17 protein-coding genes and 1 pseudogene are annotated in these 15,774 nt (G+C 73.8%); 11 read left to right on the top strand and 7 right to left on the bottom strand.

Annotation, left to right across the window (positions count from 1 at the left end):
- Window positions 1-117: 117 nt before the first annotated feature.
- The gene (locus JNW87_RS21290; protein ID WP_238454266.1) at window positions 118-600 is read left to right on the top strand and encodes a transposase; all 483 of its coding nucleotides are present in this window, start codon (window positions 118-120) and stop codon (window positions 598-600) included.
- Between the two features lie 13 nt (window positions 601-613).
- Here JNW87_RS21290 and JNW87_RS21285 read toward each other — a convergent pair whose 3' ends face one another.
- The 4 genes from JNW87_RS21285 to JNW87_RS21270 all read right to left on the bottom strand — a co-directional run bounded on the left by JNW87_RS21285 (window position 614) and on the right by JNW87_RS21270 (window position 4,574).
- Window positions 614-2,302: a multicopper oxidase family protein gene (locus JNW87_RS21285; protein WP_238454265.1), complete on the bottom strand. Its 1,689-nt coding sequence runs from the start codon at window positions 2,300-2,302 to the stop codon at window positions 614-616.
- On the bottom strand, window positions 2,248-2,706 hold the full coding sequence (locus JNW87_RS21280) for a hypothetical protein (RefSeq protein WP_238454264.1): 459 nt from the start codon (window positions 2,704-2,706) through the stop codon (window positions 2,248-2,250). The genes JNW87_RS21285 and JNW87_RS21280 overlap by 55 nt, the downstream gene beginning before the upstream one ends.
- A gap of 129 nt (window positions 2,707-2,835) precedes the next feature.
- Window positions 2,836-2,991 (bottom strand): hypothetical protein, encoded by a 156-nt coding sequence (locus tag JNW87_RS21275; RefSeq protein WP_238454263.1) that lies wholly within the window; start codon window positions 2,989-2,991, stop codon window positions 2,836-2,838.
- Window positions 2,988-4,574: an MFS transporter gene (locus tag JNW87_RS21270; protein ID WP_238454262.1), complete on the bottom strand. Its 1,587-nt coding sequence runs from the start codon at window positions 4,572-4,574 to the stop codon at window positions 2,988-2,990. Before JNW87_RS21270 ends, JNW87_RS21275 begins: the two co-directional genes overlap by 4 nt.
- A gap of 585 nt (window positions 4,575-5,159) precedes the next feature.
- On the opposite strand from JNW87_RS21270, the gene asnB reads away from it, so the two are divergent.
- From asnB to JNW87_RS21240, 6 genes are all read left to right on the top strand, one after another.
- A complete protein-coding gene (gene asnB / locus JNW87_RS21265; RefSeq protein ID WP_238454261.1) occupies window positions 5,160-6,815 on the top strand; it encodes an asparagine synthase (glutamine-hydrolyzing) in 1,656 nt (551 codons plus the stop codon).
- A 68-nt stretch (window positions 6,816-6,883) separates the two neighbouring features.
- Window positions 6,884-7,525, top strand: coding sequence for a hypothetical protein (locus tag JNW87_RS21260; protein ID WP_238454260.1), 642 nt, complete (start codon window positions 6,884-6,886; stop codon window positions 7,523-7,525).
- A gap of 128 nt (window positions 7,526-7,653) precedes the next feature.
- Window positions 7,654-8,229, top strand: a complete 576-nt coding sequence (locus JNW87_RS21255) for a hypothetical protein (protein WP_238454259.1) — start codon at window positions 7,654-7,656, stop codon at window positions 8,227-8,229.
- A complete protein-coding gene (locus tag JNW87_RS21250) occupies window positions 8,190-8,477 on the top strand; it encodes a hypothetical protein (RefSeq protein ID WP_238454258.1) in 288 nt (95 codons plus the stop codon). Before JNW87_RS21255 ends, JNW87_RS21250 begins: the two co-directional genes overlap by 40 nt.
- Complete coding sequence (locus JNW87_RS21245; RefSeq protein WP_109799755.1) at window positions 8,474-9,307, top strand: PadR family transcriptional regulator; 834 nt, start codon at window positions 8,474-8,476, stop codon at window positions 9,305-9,307. Before JNW87_RS21250 ends, JNW87_RS21245 begins: the two co-directional genes overlap by 4 nt.
- 149 nt (window positions 9,308-9,456) lie before the next feature.
- Window positions 9,457-10,950: a peptide MFS transporter gene (locus JNW87_RS21240; protein ID WP_238454257.1), complete on the top strand. Its 1,494-nt coding sequence runs from the start codon at window positions 9,457-9,459 to the stop codon at window positions 10,948-10,950.
- A gap of 278 nt (window positions 10,951-11,228) precedes the next feature.
- Here the strand turns inward: JNW87_RS21240 and JNW87_RS21235 are convergent, their stop codons facing one another.
- Genes JNW87_RS21235 through JNW87_RS21225 form a run of 3 tightly spaced genes read right to left on the bottom strand, consistent with a single transcriptional unit; the run spans window position 11,229 to window position 13,271 of the window.
- Window positions 11,229-11,939 (bottom strand): SchA/CurD-like domain-containing protein, encoded by a 711-nt coding sequence (locus JNW87_RS21235; RefSeq protein ID WP_161557744.1) that lies wholly within the window; start codon window positions 11,937-11,939, stop codon window positions 11,229-11,231.
- A 31-nt stretch (window positions 11,940-11,970) separates the two neighbouring features.
- Window positions 11,971-12,726 (bottom strand): SDR family oxidoreductase, encoded by a 756-nt coding sequence (locus JNW87_RS21230; RefSeq protein WP_238454256.1) that lies wholly within the window; start codon window positions 12,724-12,726, stop codon window positions 11,971-11,973.
- A complete protein-coding gene (locus JNW87_RS21225; protein ID WP_238454255.1) occupies window positions 12,723-13,271 on the bottom strand; it encodes a DUF1772 domain-containing protein in 549 nt (182 codons plus the stop codon). Before JNW87_RS21225 ends, JNW87_RS21230 begins: the two co-directional genes overlap by 4 nt.
- Window positions 13,272-13,434: 163 nt before the next feature.
- Between JNW87_RS21225 and JNW87_RS21220 the strand changes: the two genes are divergently transcribed.
- From JNW87_RS21220 to JNW87_RS21210, 4 genes and pseudogenes are all read left to right on the top strand, one after another.
- Window positions 13,435-14,493, top strand: coding sequence for an acetylserotonin O-methyltransferase (locus tag JNW87_RS21220; RefSeq protein ID WP_238454254.1), 1,059 nt, complete (start codon window positions 13,435-13,437; stop codon window positions 14,491-14,493).
- Window positions 14,478-14,939: pseudogene (locus JNW87_RS41615) on the top strand (SDR family NAD(P)-dependent oxidoreductase); the annotation flags it as partial. The gene JNW87_RS21220 and the pseudogene JNW87_RS41615, both read left to right, overlap by 16 nt.
- A gap of 237 nt (window positions 14,940-15,176) precedes the next feature.
- Complete coding sequence (locus JNW87_RS41610; RefSeq protein ID WP_375373529.1) at window positions 15,177-15,377, top strand: SDR family oxidoreductase; 201 nt, start codon at window positions 15,177-15,179, stop codon at window positions 15,375-15,377.
- The gene (locus JNW87_RS21210) at window positions 15,377-15,679 is read left to right on the top strand and encodes an antibiotic biosynthesis monooxygenase (RefSeq protein WP_201749425.1); all 303 of its coding nucleotides are present in this window, start codon (window positions 15,377-15,379) and stop codon (window positions 15,677-15,679) included. Before JNW87_RS41610 ends, JNW87_RS21210 begins: the two co-directional genes overlap by 1 nt.
- The last annotated feature ends 95 nt before the right edge of the window (window positions 15,680-15,774 follow it).

Here is a 15,774-nt window from a genome sequence, read left to right as displayed (position 1 = left end):
ACCGCCGCCAAGCACGGCCTGGACGCACTCGACGTGCTCAAACAGCTGTTCACCACCGGACCGTGGATGCCCCCAGCTCACTCAAGCTGAATACGTACCGCTCGTGCTCATGCGCGGGTGACCGACACTCGGCGGGACTGGCAGCACAAACTGTCCACGGCGATTATCCGCGACAACCAAGCGGTGTACGTCGAGGACTTGTGCGTCGTCGGTCTCGGCCGCACCCGGCTCGCCAAGTCAGTACACGACGCCGGGTGGGCCGACTTCACCGGCATGTTGGAGTATAAGGCCGCCAGGTACGGGCGGACCTTCGCCCGGGTGGACCGGTTCTTCCCGTCGACCCGGATGTGCTCCGACTGTGGGCGGATTAACGACAAGATCGCGTTGAATGTCCGGTCGTGGACCTGCCCCTGCGGGGCCGACCACGACCGGGACATCAACGCGGCGATGAACGTGTTGGCCGCCGGACGGGCGGACAACCTAAACGACCGTGGAGCGCGGGTCAGACCACCAGCGATGGTGGCACCGCGCGGCGAAGCGGTAATCCACCCGGACGCGGCGTGTGCCACGCGCAGCGTGGAGGGAATCGCCGTCCGTTAGGGCGGAGAGAACGTCAATCGGGGGTGTTGCCGGTGGCCCGGCCGGCGTGGAACGGGGTGCTGATTCCCTCGTAGCCGAGGTGCATGGTCATGCCCATCGCGGCGTGCTTGAGGTTGTGGCAGTGGTCCATCCACAGTCCGGGGTTGTCGGCCCGGAAGGCCAGCTCGTAGGACTCCCCGGAGAGCAGGGTGACGGTGTCCAGCCAGAGTGGGCTGCCGGTGGCCCGGTGGCCGTTGCGGCTCAGCACCAGAACGTGGTGGCCGTGCAAATGCATGGGGTGTTCCAGGAAGCTGCGGTTGCTGATCGTCACCTTGACCAGCTCGCCCTCGCGCACCATCAGCATCGGCACGTGCGGCGAGACGTGCCCGTTGATCGTCCACAGGTAGTAGGGCTGGCCGTCGTAGAACCCCGGCCGGTTGTCCAGCACCAGGTCGAAGCTGCGGTCGAAGTCGCTGTCCGGTCCGAACGGGGTGGCCGCCGGGCTGCCGTAACGGGTGGCGTCGAACTCCGGCCCGTCGGTCAGCGGCGCCAGCTCGCCCTGCCCGTCGGGGCTGAGCAGCAGGCCGGCGCCGACCGCGGCCAGGTCGGTCAGCCGGACCGGCGCGGACGGCATGGTGAACTCCAGGTCGTACCGGCCGCCGCCGCCGAGCATCAGCTTGGTCCGGTACAGGTCGGTGGGGGCGTTGACGGGGCCACCGTCGACCGCGGTGACCTTGAACGGCGTACCGGCCAGGGTGAAGTACTTGCGGAAGTTGTCCGCGTTGATCAGCCGGATCCGGACCGGGGTGCCCGGCGGGACGGATTCCCGCCGGAGGGTGTCGGCGGCGTTGAGGGTGCTGGTGTCGCCCTTGTCGGTGTCGAAGACGTGCGCGGCGACCACGAACTCGCGCACCCCGGCCGGAGCCGGCGGGGCCGGATCGATGACCAGGGGGCCGAACAGGCCGCGCCGGACCTGGGTCGAGGACGCCTGGTGCGAGTGGTACCAGTAGGTGCCGACCTGCCCGGCGCGCCACCGGTAGACGTGGCTGCCACCCGGCGGCACGGCGTCCTGGGTGAGGCCGGCGACGCCGTCCTCGGCGTTGGGCACGTCCAGCCCGTGCCAGTGCACCGTGGTGGGCGTGTCCGTGGTCCGGTTGACCAGGGTCACCTCGACCAGGTCGCCCTGCCGGACCCGCAGCTCGGGCCCGGGGATCTGGCCGTTGAAGGCGGTCGCGTCGACGGTGGCGCCGGAGCTGAGCTTCAGCCTGGCGTCCGTGGCGACGAGGGTGAACCGCTTGTCGGGCTTGCCGGCCGGGCCGGTGAACTGGGTCAGCGGGCGGTCCGGCAGGCCGGCGCCGTGCGAGTGCGCCGAGTGGTCCACCGGTCCGGGGCCTGTGCCATAGGTCATCGCTTGCTCCGTCATGCGGTAGTCGTCGGGCAGCTTGCTGGTCTGCCAGTCCCAGCCGGCGTAGCCGCCGACCAGGACGAGGACGGCCGCGGTGGCCACCGCGACCCGGCGCGCCCGGGCCGCGCCGCGCGGCAGCGGTCGCACCACCCCGTCCCGCACCCGGTCGGCGTGCCGGCGCCAGATCACCACCAGGACCAGGGCCACCACGCCGTAGCTGACGAGCGCCGGCGCCAGCAGCGGCGGAGCCGGCGCGAAGAGGATCATGACGAAGGAGACCAGCCCGCCGACGGCGACCGCGCGGGCCGGGAACGACACCCGCGGCGCGGCCGCGCGCGGGACGCCGGCGGGGCGGCCACCTCCTCGGCGTCGTCCGGCGACGGCCGGCCGAGCCGGTGCAGCGCGGGCACGGTGACCAGCAGGGTGGCCAGCGTCGGCAGCGCCACCAGGGGTACGCCGATCAGCAGCCGGTCGGCGGCGAAGTGCCAGCCGTACCCGTAGAGCACCAGCGAGGTGACCAGCCGGGCCGGTACGAACAGCGCCCCGACGAGGGCGGCGATCGCCAGTCGGCGGCTCGACCGGCGCAGCCGGGCGGCGGTGGGTGCGTGCGGCAGCCGGTACAACCGGCGGGCGAGCAGGGCCCAGTAGCCGAGCAGGACCAGGGCGACCATGAAGTCGTAGTTGAAGTTGTCGTCGTACGCGGGGATCGACGGCTCGAACACAGCTGTCCTCTCCGATAGGCGGGGGCGGGCGGCCGGTGTCGGGAGCCCGGGGGGACCGCGCGGGGCGCGCAGGCCCCCGACACCGGCCTGTCTGGACGGCCGCCACCTGCGGCGGCGAGGGCGGAGGCCCTAGTGGACGCGGGTGGAGTCGGCCGGGTCGGCCGGCGCGTCCTCGTCGAGGCCTGCCTCGGCCTCGGCGTGCACGTTGATCCGGCGGGGCAGCCTGAACACCAGCAGGAAGGCGAGCAGGAAGACGCCGGCGTTGTACCAGGCGGTCAGCTTCATCGCGTCGCTGAACAACTCCCGCCGGCGTCCGTGGCGGCTTCGGCGTACGCCCGGGTGACCGCCGCGGGCGCCGCCTGGTCGGTGTTCCGGCAGCTCACCGGGACGGCGGTCGGGTCCTCTTCCGCGGACCGGTCCACGAAGCACCGGACGAAGCCGTCCACCGCCTGGCGCTGGGCGTCCACCGGTGCGCCGGCGGACTGCAGCGCCGCGCGGATCGGCGCGGTGTTGGCCTCCGCGACGCCCTGCGCCCGGTCACCGAGGAGGCCGAAAAAGATCACACCGATCAGCGCGATGCCCAGCGCGCCCCCGACCTGCTGGACGGCGCTGAGCACGCCGGAGGCGGAGCCGGCCTCGTGGTGCGGTACGCCGGAGATGACGGCGTCCACCAGCAGCGGGGCGACCAGCCCCATGCCGACGCCGCCGACGAACATGCTGGGGACGAAGTGCCAGACCGAGACGTCGGTGCCGACGAACTGGATGGTCAGGATGATGGCGACCATCGACGCGGTCATCAGCGCGGTACCGATGTGCAACACGGTCCGGCCGAGCTTCGGGGCGAGCTGGAACGAGGCGCCGCTGGCCAGCGCGATGCCGACCGACCAGGGCAGGTTGGCCATCGCGGCGGCGAGCACCGACTTGTCGAGGCCGGCCTGGAGATAGATGATGAAGACCAGGAAGAAGGAGACGATTCCGGCGAAGAACACGAGGTTCACCAGGAGCCCGCCGACGAATGCCTTCTCCTTGAACAGCTCCATCGGCACCAGCGGCGAGCCGCCCTGGGCGGATCGCCGCCGCTGGTGGGCGGCGAACACCACCAGGCCCACCGCGGACGCGGCCATCATGGCGAAGATCCAGGTCGGCCAGTGCTTCTCCCGGCCCTGCATGAGCGGGTAGACCAGCAGCAGCATGGTGACGGTGATGATGCCGACCCCGGTGAGGTCCAGCCGCAGGGCGTGCGGGGTGCGCAGCTCCTTCATGAACACCAGCGCGCCGACGAGCGCGGCGAGTCCAATCGGGACGTTGATCAGGAAGATCGTCCGCCAGCCGAGGTCGAGGAGGTCCGCCTTGATCAGCAGGCCGCCCAGCAGCGGCCCGCTGACCGTGGCCAGGCCGGCGACGCCGCCGTAGACGCTGAACGCGGCCACCCGCTCCCTGGGCGAGAACATCACCTGGATCGAGGAGATGACCTGCGGCACCATCATGGCCGCCATGGCGCCCTGCAGCACCCGGGAGGCGATGAGCACCTCCGGGTTGGGGGCCAGGCCGCAGAGCGCCGACGCGAGCGTGAAGCCGGCCATGCCGAGCAGGAACATCCGCTTCCGGCCGACGATGTCACCGAGCCGCCCGCCGGTGATCAGCAGCAGCGCGAAGGCGAGCGAGTAACCCGCCAGCACCCACTGGGCGGCGGTGTACGTGGCGCTGATGTCCTGCTGGATCGACGGCACGGCGATCGCCACGATCGTCACGTCGAGCAGGTCCATGAAGGTGGCGACGAGCAGGATGACCAGCACCAGCCAGCGCCGGCGGTCGGGTGGCGCCTCGGGCCGCGTGCCGACCCGGGGTTGGGCGTTGTTGTCGGTCATGACGACTCCTTCGACGGGGATATCGCGATACAACTCTCTCGGCCAGTCACGCTATATCGCAACTGCGGAACAGGTCAAGACGGTTCCAGAGAGTGACGGAAAGTCGTTCGTCACCTGCGAAAACGCCGTCCGCGGCGACCGGTCGCGAGTGTCGCGAGACAGTCGCGACTGTGCCAGTCGGCGCTGAAGCCCCGGTCGACGCCCGCTCGAACACCCCCTGGATCGCGGGCCGAGCGGGACTCGAGCGACGCGCCCGAGGATCAGCCGGTCGGCGGCGGGCGACGCCACCCGCCGGCCCGCGCCCGCCGGGCGTCCGGCGTCCGGGCCGTCACCCGGGCGGCCCAACGAACTCAGGGGGAGCACGCGCATGTGTGGCATCGCCGGTCTCGTCGACTTCGAACGCACCCTGCCCACCCACCGGTCACCGGTGACCGCGATGTCCGGCACCCTCGCCTGCCGCGGCCCCGACGCCGACGGCCTCTGGACCGCACCGCACGCCCACCTGGCCCACCGCCGGCTGGCCGTCATCGACCTGGCCGCCAGCACCCAGCCGATGACGCCCACGCCGACGGTCGGGAACTCGCCGTGCTCAGCTACAACGGCGAGCTCTACAACTACCGGCAGCTGCGCGCCGAACTGGCCGGGCGGGGCCACTGGTTCCACACCGACGGCGACACCGAGGTGGTGCTCCGCGCCTACCTGGAATGGGGTGAGGACGTCGGCACCCACCTCAACGGCATCTTCGCCTTCGCCGTCTGGGACATCCGCACCGAGAAGCTCGTCCTGGTCCGCGACCACCTCGGCGTCAAGCCGCTCTTCTACCACCGCACTCCGGACCGGCAGCTGCTGTTCGCCTCCGAGATCAAGGCGATCCTGGCCACCGGGCTGCTCGAGGCCCGCGCCGACACCGACAACCTGCGGGAGATCCTCACCCAGGTCTGGACCCCCGGCCGCACCGTCTTCGCCGGGGTCGAGGAGGTCCGTCCCGGGCACGTGGTCACCGTGGACGCCACCGGCGTCCGGCACCGCTGCTACTGGCGGCTGGCCTCCCGGCCGCACACCGACGACCTGCCGACCACCGTGGACACCATCCGCGGCAAGCTGGAGCAGGTGGTCGACGCCCAGCTCGTCGCCGACGTACCGGTCGGATCGCTGCTCTCCGGCGGCCTGGACTCCAGCGTGATGACCGCGCTCGCGGCGCAGGCCCGGGCCCGACGCGGCGCCGAGCCGATCCAGACCTTCTCGGTCACCTTCACCCGGTACACGGAGCGATTCCGGGCCGACGAGGTCCGCGACACCCCGGACGCGCCGTTCGCCCGGATGGTCGCCGAGCACGTCGGCTCCCGGCACACCCCGGTGGTGATCACCCCGGAACGGCTCGCCGATCCCGAGATCCGCCGCCGCACCATCGCCGCGCAGGACCGCCCCACGCCGCTCGGCGACATGGACGCCTCACTCTGGGTGCTCTTCGACCAGGTACGCCGGCACGCCACCGTGGCGCTCTGCGGCGAGGCCGCCGACGAGGTCTTCGGTGGCTACCACTGGGCCTGGGTGCCCGAGCTGATCCACCGGGAGGCCTTCCCGTGGATCGCCTTCTACCAGCACTTCTGCGAGGGGCCGGGGCTCGGCAGCGGACTGTTCGACCCGGGGCTGCTCAAGCTGCTGGACCTGGAGACCTACAGCGTCGACCGGTACCGGGAGGCGCTGGCCGAGGTGCCGCAGCTGCCCGGGGAGACCGGCACCGAGAAGCGGATGCGCGAGATCACCCACCTGCACCTGTCCCGCTGGCTGCAGCACCTGCTCACCCGCGACGACCGGCTGAGCATGTCGGTCGGGCTCGAGGTACGCGTCCCGTACACCGACCCCGACCTGGTGGAGTACGTCTTCAACGCGCCCTGGGCGTTCAAGAGCCACGACGGCCGGGAGAAGGCGCTGCTGCGGGCGGCCGGGCTGGACCTGCTTCCCGCCGAGGTGCTGGACCGGCAGAAGAGCCCCTTCCCGGTCACCCAGGACCCGCTCTACACCCGCTACCTGAGCGAGTCGCTGCGGGAGATCCTGGACGACCCGGGCCAGCCGGCGCACGCCCTGGTCGACGTCGCCGCCGCCCGGCGGCTGCTGGACTCCCCGGCCAAGCTGGCGAACGGCCCGATCGCCTGGGTCAACCGCACCCACATCGAGCAGGTGCTCACCCTCAACTCCTGGCTCGACATGTACCGGGTCCGGCTCGACCTGGACGACTGACCGCGCACCGGAGTCCCGGCGGCCGGGCGAGCGCCGGCCGCGACCCGTACCGCTGTGAGAGGAACGAGATGTCATTTCGCAAGGAACTCTGGGCCGCCGGCGAGGCCAGCTTCGACGCGCTGCTGGCGCACCCCGTACCGGTCGGCATCTGCGACGGCACGCTGCCCAAGGCGGACCTCGCCCGGCTGATCCGGGCCGACATCGTCCACCTGGGCACCTTCGCCCGGGCACAGGCCCTGCTCGCCGCCCGGGCGCCGGAGCTGGCGGACCTGTCGCACTTCGCCGGCATCGCCATCGGCTCCAGCTACTCGGCGACCGGCAAGAGCGTGGCGGTGCTGCGGATGCTCGGCGGCAAGGCGGCCGAGCCGGGCGAGACCGTCGATCCCGCGTACGACGACTTCATCACCGCCGTCGCGCACACCGGCGCGTACGCCGACGTGGTGGTGGCGACGCTGCCCCGGATGTGGTTCCACGCCGAGTTCAGCAAGGAGCTGCGCCGGCGCGGCTCGCCGGACCGGACGTACCGCAAGTTCATCGACACGCTGCTGCACGACGCGTACCTGCCGATCGTGGAGGCCACGCTGGAACGGGCGGACGCGGTCGGGGCGGACGCCACGCCGGACGAGCGGGAGCGGCTCGCCGCCCTCTTCGCCCGGGCCGCGGAGTTCGAGCTGCGGCTCTGGGACGCCGGCCTGCCCCGGACCGCCTGAGCCGACCGCGGGGGGGCGCGCGGGTGGTCCCACGCGCCCCGTCGCCTCTGACGAGATATAGCGCGTCCCACTATCGCGATAGTGGGTATGCTGGTTCCGGACAGGCGGTCGGCCCGAAGGAGTGTGGCGTGCAGGAGTGGCAGGTACGCGAGGGCGAGCGGCTCGAGCTGCCGCCGGCCCGACGGGTCCGGATCCGCGTCGTCGGCGGCGAGGTCGACCTCACCAGCGGCCCCCCGCTGCTGGAGTTGACCGACCTCAACGGCCCGCCGCTGCGGGTCAGCCTGACCGGCGACCTGCTGGAACTGCGTCACGACCACGGGCTGCACCGGCCCTGGTGGCGGGACTTCCCGCCGGCCTTCCGACGCAAGTGCCGCCTGGCGCTGGCGCTGCCCGCCGGCACCGAGGTCGAGGTGGAGACCGTCGGCGCCGGCATCATCGCCGTCGGCCTCTCCGGCAGCACCCGGCTGACCAGCCTCAACGGCGAGATAGTGGTGGACCGCACCGGCCCGGAGCTGCGCGCCCGCACCGTCTCCGCCCGGATCCTCGCCCGCGGCTGCACCGGCCACGCGCACCTGGAGACGGTCTCCGGCGAGGTGACCGTGGTGACCGGCCGGGAGCCGGTCGCCCTCGACCTCGCCGCCGTCTCGGCCCGCTGCTGGTCGGCGTGCCGGACGACGACGGGGCCAGCCTCGACGTCGAGCTGACCACCGACGGCGGGTCGGTCGTCACCCAACTGCCCGACGGCACGCCGGGGCTGGAGAGCCACGCCTCCGGCGAGGGCGGCGCGACCGTCGGGCTGCGGCTGCGCCGCGGCACCGCGCCGCACGCCGTCCGCGTCCGCGGCACCACGGTCTCCGGTCAGGTCGCGCTGGTCCGGCAGGCCGGATCCGGCACGCCCACCCCGCCACCGGCGGCACCCGCACCGGCCATCGGGACCGAGGAGCAGCGATGAGGGCACCCACATCCCCGTTCGGCCACGGGCAGTTCAAGCTCTACCTGCTCGCCCTGCTGCGGGACCAGCCCCGGCACGGCTACGAAGTGATCAAGCTGATCGAGGAGACCTTCGCCGGCACGTACGCCCCCTCGGCCGGCGCCGTCTACCCGCGACTGTCCCGGCTGGAGACCGAGGGCCTGGTCTCCCGGGAGGTCGACGAGAGCGGCCGCAAGGTCTACCGGATCACCTCGGGCGGCGAGGAGGAACTCCGCCGCCGCGCACCCGAGCTGGACGAGCTGTCCCGCGAGATCGACCGCTCGATCGCCGACATCACCCGGGAGGCCGACGCCGACATCCGGGCCGAGGCGGCCGGGCTGCGCGCCGAGGCCCGGCGCGGCCGGCGGGTGCGGAGCCCGGAGAACCGGCGCGGCTGGTTCCGTCGGGGCGACGAGCCGGAGCCGACCGCCGGCGGGCCGGAACCCACCGGCACCGAGGCCGAGGCGTCCGACCGGACCGCGGCGGAGGACCGGACCGCGGCGGGCCTGGCCGACGCGGAGCGCGCACCGGCGGCGCCGGAGCCGGAGCGGCACGCGACGGGGCCGGAGGACTGGGGCCCCCGGGAGTGGCGCGAGGCGCTCTCCTGGGGCGCCGAGTGGCGCCACGAGTGGAGCGACTACTTCGCCTTCGGGCGCAACGCCCGCCAGGTCGAGAAGATGGTGGACCGGTTCCGGGAGGACGCCCGCCGGGCCCTCCAGGAGGGCAACGCCGCCGACGCGCACGCCATCGAGGAGTGCCGCCAGGCGCTCGGCGAGGCCCTGGTCCGCATCCGCCGGGCCGTCGGCGTCTGACCCACCGCCGCGCCCGCCGGGTCCGCGCGCGCCGGCCCTCCACCGCCGTCGAGCAGCCGTCCAGTCCCCGTCGAGTCGCCGGTGCGAGCCTTCCGCCGACAGGGGCGCGGGACGCCTCCCGCGCCGGACCGGCCACGGAGGACGCATCGATGACACGGATCCAACTGGCGCCACCGGCGCCGACGACCGCGCCGGGCCGCCTGGCCGGCCTGCCGCGCTGGTTCGTCACCCTCTTCCTCACCGACATGTGGGAACGCTTCAGCTTCTACGGCATGCAGGCGATCCTCTTCCTGTACGCGGTGGCGCCCCGCGCCGACGGCGGCCTCGGCCTCGGCGTCGGCACCGCGACCGCGCTGTTCGGGCTGTACATGGCGATGGTCTTCCTCGCCGCCGTACCGGGCGCGTGGATCGGGGACCGGCTGCTCGGCGCCCGGCGGGCCACCCTGTACGGCGGCCTCGTCATCGCCGCCGGGCACACCTGCATGGCGCTGCCCGGCGCCTGGTCGATCTGGGCCGGGCTCGGCCTGCTGATCGCCGGCACCGGGCTGCTCAAGCCCAACATGGGGGTCCTGCTCAGCGACTTCTACGGCAACGGCGAGGTGACCCGCCGGGAGGCGGCCTTCTCCATCTTCTACATGAGCATCCAGGTCAGCGCGCTGATCGCCCCGGTGGTCACCGGCTTCCTCGGCGAGACCGTGGACTGGCACCTCGGCTTCGCCGCCGCGGCCGTCGGCATGTACGCCGGGGTGCTCCAGTTCGCCCTCGGCCGCCGGCACTTCGGACAGGTCGGCGCCCACCCGGCGCACCCGATCGGAGCGGCCGCGCGCCGGCGGCTGTTCCGCCGGACCGGATACGTCGTGGCCGTGGTGGCCGCCCTGCTCGGCGCCGACGCGCTGGCCGGCACGCTGCGCGTCGAGCACGCCCTGATCCCGCTCGGGCTGACCGTGCTGGGCGTCCCGGTGGTGCTGTTCCGGCGGCTGCTGCGGCACCCGGCGATCAGCCCGGTCGAGCGGCTGCGGGTGTACGGCTTCATCCGGCTCTTCCTCAGCTCGGCCGTGTTCTGGATGATCTTCACCCAGTCCGGCTCGGTGCTCAGCCAGTTCGCCCGGGAATCCGTCGACCGGGAGGTGTTCGGGTTCCTGGTGCCGGCGAGCTGGTTCCAGTCGCTGCACCCGCTGTTCATCCTCGCCGTGGCGCCGCTGGCCGCCTGGCTCTGGGTACGCCTCGGCGACCGGCTGGGCGTACCGGTGAAGTTCGCGCTCGGCCTCGGCCTGGTGGCGGCAAGCTACCTGGTGATGGCGGTGGTCGCGGTGCCGGCCGCCGAGGCGCCGGTGTCGCCGGTCTGGCTGCTGCTGGTCTTCCTGCTCCAGGCCGCCGGGGAGCTCGCGCTCGCCCCGGTCGGGATCAGCGCCGCCGGCACCGCCGCCCCGGCCTTCTACCGCAGCCAGATGATGGGGCTGTGGTGGCTGTCCGCGGCGGTGGGCGCCGCGGTCGGCGGCCGGATCGGGCAGCTCGCCCCCAGCCTGCCGCAGCCGCCGTACTACACGGCGCTGGCCGTGGTCGCGCTCGCCGCCGGCCTGGTGCTGGTCGCCCGCCGGGTCCGCATCGGCCGCCTGCTCACCGCCGGCGTCCCGGCAGCCTGATCCCCGGGCGCTCCGCACGCCGCACGCCCGCGCGACCTCGCGCGGCGTCGGCGCGCCCGCCCCCGGGCCGGACCGACCGGCGCGCTCCAGCCTGCTGGGCGGGCGTGATCGACTCCGTGTCCCCGAGGTGGCGGTGTCCGGGGGTGGTCATGCCGCTGTCTCGGCGATCTGGCGCGCGGCTGGTGGTGTGGGGGCGCCGACGCGGCCACGGCAAGCCGCCCCGGCACCGGGGGGCGGTGCCGGGGCGTGGGTGGTCCGACGAGGCGACCGGACAGGAGCTAGGCGCCGCGGGCGGCGGCCGGCAGGCTGAGCACGGAGAGCTGGGAGATGCACCGCATCGGGGCGGGCAGGGCCACCACCGGACCCAGCACGTACGGCCGCAGCCGCTCCCACTCCAGCGCCCGCCCCGCCCAGCCGGTGATGTGCTCCAGCGCCGCCGCCAGCTCACCCTCGTACTGGTAGATCCGCACCAGCGTGCGGTCCCGGACGAAGGCCGCGGTGGCCAGCACCGGACCGTCCTCGGCGGAGATCGGCGGGGTGGTGGCCAGCGCGCCGCCGATCTCCGGCGCGGCGTCCGGCACGACCGGCCAGCGCAGCGCGAGCATCGCGGTGGCCACGTCGTCGCGGCGGACGTGCTGCTGCACCGGGCGCATCCTGGCCCGGCTGAAGTGGGCGGAGAAGCCCTCGACGGTGCCGGTGTCCCGGGCCTCCGCGAGGTACGGCGCGATCTGCTGCTCCGCCCGGTGCACGCCCGGCTGGGAGCCCATGTGCCGGGCGATCGCGGCGCCGTTCCCCTCGAACTGGATCACCCGGACCATGTCCGTGTCCTGGATGAACAGGCCGGTGGCGAGCAGGCGACCGACCACCGCGCCGGCCGGGTCGCGCAGGGTCGGCGAGGAGGCCCGCTGGAAGCTGCCGGCCGAGAAGATCGCCGCGATCTCGTCCTCGTGGCCGGGTTTCACTCCGTAGCTGATGGCACCGAACGGCATGGTCACTCCTTCAGGTCGTGGGTCGGACTGGTCAGATGCCACCGTCGACGTGGACGACGGTGCCGGTGACGTAGCCGGAGAGCCGGCCGGAGAGGAAGAGCACCACGTCGGCGACCTCCGCCGCGGTGGCCTGCCGGCCGAGCGCGGCCATCGCGCGCAGCCGGGCGGCGAGCGGCGGGGGCGGCTCCGCACCGGGCGACGCGACCGGGCCGGGCGCGACCGTGTTCACCCGGATCCCGGTCGGGCCCAGTTCCTTGGCCAGGGAGCGGGAGAGGCCGAGCAGCCCCGACTTCGCGGCGGCGTAGTGACTGCGGCCCGGGGCGCCGCGCAGCGCCAGCGCGGCGCCGACGGTGACCACCGAGGCGCCGGGACCGAGCAGCGGCAGGACCGCCCGGGTGGTGGCGGCGACCGCGGTCAGGTCCGCGTCGACGACCCGCCGCCACTCCTCGTCGGACATCCCCGCGAACGGCGTCCCACCGTCGACGGCGGCGTTGTTCACCAGCACGTCCAGGCCGCCGAACTCGTCGCGGCAGGCGGCGGCGAGCCGCTCCCGGTCCGCGCGCACGGTCAGGTCCGCCCGCACCACCCGCAACCGCTGCGGTACGTCGGTCGACCCGGCCAGGGCGACGGCCGCCGCCGGGTCGCCCCGGTGGCAGGTGAGCACCGAGGCGCCGGCGTCGAGCAGTGCGTGCACCACCGCCCGGCCGATCCCCCGGGTGCCCCCGGTGACCAGGCACCGCCGCCCGGCCAGGCCCAGCAGGTCGACCGCCGGGGCGGGGGCGCTCACAGCGTCACCACCGCGATCGCGTTGAGCACCAGCGCGCCGACGGCCAGTGAGGTACGGGTCCGGTGCAGCGCCTGCCACCGTGGCCGCGGATCCGACCAGTCGGCCGGTACGGCGTCCGGGTCGACCCGCTTGACCTGCCGGTTGATCGGCACGTTGCCGAGGTGCGAGACGAACTGGCTGGCGGCCAGGAGCAGCCCGGCGACCACGAACAGCAGCCAGCTGCCGCTGTTCCGGCCCAGCGCCACCGGGACCAGCAGGAAGTCCGCGACCATGCCGACGTTCACCACGATCGGCATCACCGGGTGGTAGCCCTTGCCCAGCAGCCGGTGCACCCGGATGTAGGTGCCCGCGGGAAGCGCGAAGAGCGTAGGCAGCACGCTCACCGCGACGGCGAACAGCACCCCGGCGGTGATCCCGCTGGCCACCAGCGCGGAGACCCCGAGCAGCCCCGATATCCAGGTCATATCGTCCTTCCCTCCCCGCCACGGCGGCCCGCCGCGGCTGCCGGCCGCCCGGACGTCCCGGCCGGGCGGATCGGCGACCATGCTCGGCCACCCCGGTGGAGCCGATCTGGAGGGCGACTGGAGCGCCGGGCACCATCGCGTCCTGACCGGTTCTCGAGCGCGTGGCGGCACCGTCGCCGGTGGCGGTCGGTGGCCGGGGCACCGGTCGGTCCGCCGGCACACACCCGGCGAGAACGGAGAACCCATGGACAGCAACTGGCGAGGGGCCCAGGCGGTGGCCGGGCTCGGCGACGCGCCGTTGCCGGCACCCGCCCGGCTCCTCCTGCTCACCAGCGGCAAGCGCATCTCCCAGGTCATCTACGCGCTGGCGGAGGTGGGGGTCGCCGACGCGCTGGCCGGCGGACCGCTGCCGGTCGACGAGCTGGCCCGGCGTACCGACACCGACCCGGGGGCGCTGTACCGGCTGCTGCGCTGCGCCGCCGCCGTCGGCGTCTTCGCCGAGCGGGAGGGCCGGGAGTTCGCGCTCACCGAGCTGGCCGAGGCGATGCGCGCCGACGTGCCGCACAGCCAGCGGGACATGATCCTGTTCAACGGCGCCGAGGAGATGTGGGCGCCGTACGGGCGGATCGTCGACAGCCTGCGTACCGGCAAGCCGGTCTTCCCGGAGCTCTTCGGCGCCGGGTTCTTCGACCACCTGCGGGCGCACCCCGAGGTGAGCGCGGTCTTCGACCGGGCGATGACCCGGATGAGCGCGACCACCACCCGGCAGTTCCTCGACGCGTACGACTTCGGGCGCTTCGCCCGGGTGGCCGACATCGGCGGCGGCCGGGGCCACTTCCTGGCCGAGCTGCTGCACCGGCATCCCGCGGTGAGTGGCGCGCTGGTCGACCAGCCGCACGTGGCCGAGGTGGCGGCCGGGGTGTTCGCCGCCCGGGGCGTGGCGGACCGGGCCGAGGTGCGGCCCGGCGACTTCTTCGGCGAGCTGCCCGGCGGCTTCGACGCGTACGTGCTCAAGGCGGTGCTGCACGACTGGGACGACGAGGACGCCCTGGCCATCCTGCGCCGGATCCGCGCCGCGATCGGCGCCGACGCCGAGGCGCGCCTGTTGGTGCTGGAGCACGTGCTGGCGCCGCTGAACGCGTGGGACCACGGCAAGTTCCTCGACATCGACATGCTGCTGCGCTTCGGCGGTCGGGAACGCGACCTGGCGCAGTGGCGGGAGCTGTTGCTGGCCGGCGGCTTCGAGCTGGTCGGCGAGCCGACGGCCGGGCGGTGGGCGGTGCTCGAATGCCGGCCGGCGTGAGCGCGGGCGGGCGGGCCGGTGCCCGGCTGGACGGCCGGCGCGCCCTGGTCACCGGCGTGGACCGGGAGGTGGGCCGGGCCGTCGCGCTGGCCCTGGCCGAAGCCGGGGCGACGGTGGTGGCCGCGTACCGCGCGGAGGTCGCGAGCGTCGAGGATCTGCGGGTCCGGCTCAAGGAGCGGGGCGGCCCGCACCACCTGGTCCGGGCCGATGTCACCGACCCGGACGAGGTGACCCAGCTGCTCGACGTGTGCCGGCGGCAGCTCTCCGGACTGGACGTGCTGGTCAACGCGGACACCGCGAGCGGGTCGGCCCGGCTGGCCGCGCTGACCGTGGCCGAGTGGCGGCGGGTGCTCGACGGCACGCTGACCGGGATGTTCCTGGTCACCCGGGAGGCGCTGCCGCTGCTCGGGACGGGCGCCTCGGTGGTCAACCTGACCTCGGCGGCGGCCCTGCGCGGCGGCGGCCCGGGCGCACGACCTGGCGGCGAAGGCGGGCGTGCTCGGGCTGACCCGGGCGCTGGCCCGGGAACTCGGACCGGACGGCATCCGGGTCAACGCGGTGGCGTCGGGCGCATCGCCCTCGACCAGGCGAACGCTGGGACGCCCGCACCGCAGGCGCCGGTGGCCGCGCCGCAGGGCCACTGGCTGGGCAGCGCGACGCAGGGCCACTGGGTGCGGACCGCCATGCAGGGCCTCGGTCCCGCCGCCGCGCCCACGCCGCCCGTCACGGCGGGTCGGGCGCCGGGAGCCGCCGACACCCACCCGCCGGTGGCGCTGGGCCGACCGGGCACCGCCGAGGAGGTGGCCGCCGCGGTGCTCTTCCTCGCCGGGGACCTCGCCCGCTGTGTCACCGGGGAGACCATCACCGTGGACGGGGGGATGTGATGAGCGTCCGGATCCTCCTCTGGCACCGGGTGGACGGCGACGGCGCGGCGGTGCGGGACGCGTACCACCGGGTCAGCCGGGCGCTGGCCGGGACGCCCGGGCTGCTCGGCAACCAGTTGCTGCGCTCCGCCGTCGACCCGGCGAGCTTCGTGGTGATGAGCGAGTGGACCAGCCTGGCCGCGTTCCAGGACTGGGAGGGCGGCGCCACGCACCGGGGCACCACCGCGCCGCTGCGCCCCTACCAGGACCCGCGCCGCCAGCCGCCGTACGAGATCCTGGAGACCGTCGCGGCGTACCCCTAGATCCTTGGGTTCGAGAATCTGAACAACTGAGTCAGGTTTTCAGGCTGCGGTTTTGAGTCGTGCGCGGGCGATGTAGTCGTCGACGTGGTGGTCGA

It is taken from the genome of Micromonospora sp. ATA51 (assembly GCF_016802855.1).
Taxonomy (GTDB): Bacteria; Actinomycetota; Actinomycetes; order Mycobacteriales; family Micromonosporaceae; genus Micromonospora; species Micromonospora sicca.
Note: the sequence above shows the minus strand (reverse complement) of the source record. Positions and strands in the feature narration are given on the sequence as shown.

Coding starts and splice junctions, on each gene's coding strand:
- JNW87_RS21275 (WP_238454263.1), bottom strand. CDS start 2,991: ATGAAGCTGACCGCCTGGTACAACGCCGGCGTCTTCCTGCTCGCCTTC.
- JNW87_RS21210 (WP_201749425.1), top strand. CDS start 15,377: ATGAGCGTCCGGATCCTCCTCTGGCACCGGGTGGACGGCGACGGCGCG.
- JNW87_RS21225 (WP_238454255.1), bottom strand. CDS start 13,271: ATGGTCGCCGATCCGCCCGGCCGGGACGTCCGGGCGGCCGGCAGCCGC.
- JNW87_RS21260 (WP_238454260.1), top strand. CDS start 6,884: ATGTCATTTCGCAAGGAACTCTGGGCCGCCGGCGAGGCCAGCTTCGAC.
- JNW87_RS21245 (WP_109799755.1), top strand. CDS start 8,474: ATGAGGGCACCCACATCCCCGTTCGGCCACGGGCAGTTCAAGCTCTAC.
- JNW87_RS21240 (WP_238454257.1), top strand. CDS start 9,457: ATGACACGGATCCAACTGGCGCCACCGGCGCCGACGACCGCGCCGGGC.
- JNW87_RS21270 (WP_238454262.1), bottom strand. CDS start 4,574: ATGACCGACAACAACGCCCAACCCCGGGTCGGCACGCGGCCCGAGGCG.
- JNW87_RS21220 (WP_238454254.1), top strand. CDS start 13,435: ATGGACAGCAACTGGCGAGGGGCCCAGGCGGTGGCCGGGCTCGGCGAC.
- JNW87_RS21235 (WP_161557744.1), bottom strand. CDS start 11,939: ATGCCGTTCGGTGCCATCAGCTACGGAGTGAAACCCGGCCACGAGGAC.
- JNW87_RS41610 (WP_375373529.1), top strand. CDS start 15,177: ATGCAGGGCCTCGGTCCCGCCGCCGCGCCCACGCCGCCCGTCACGGCG.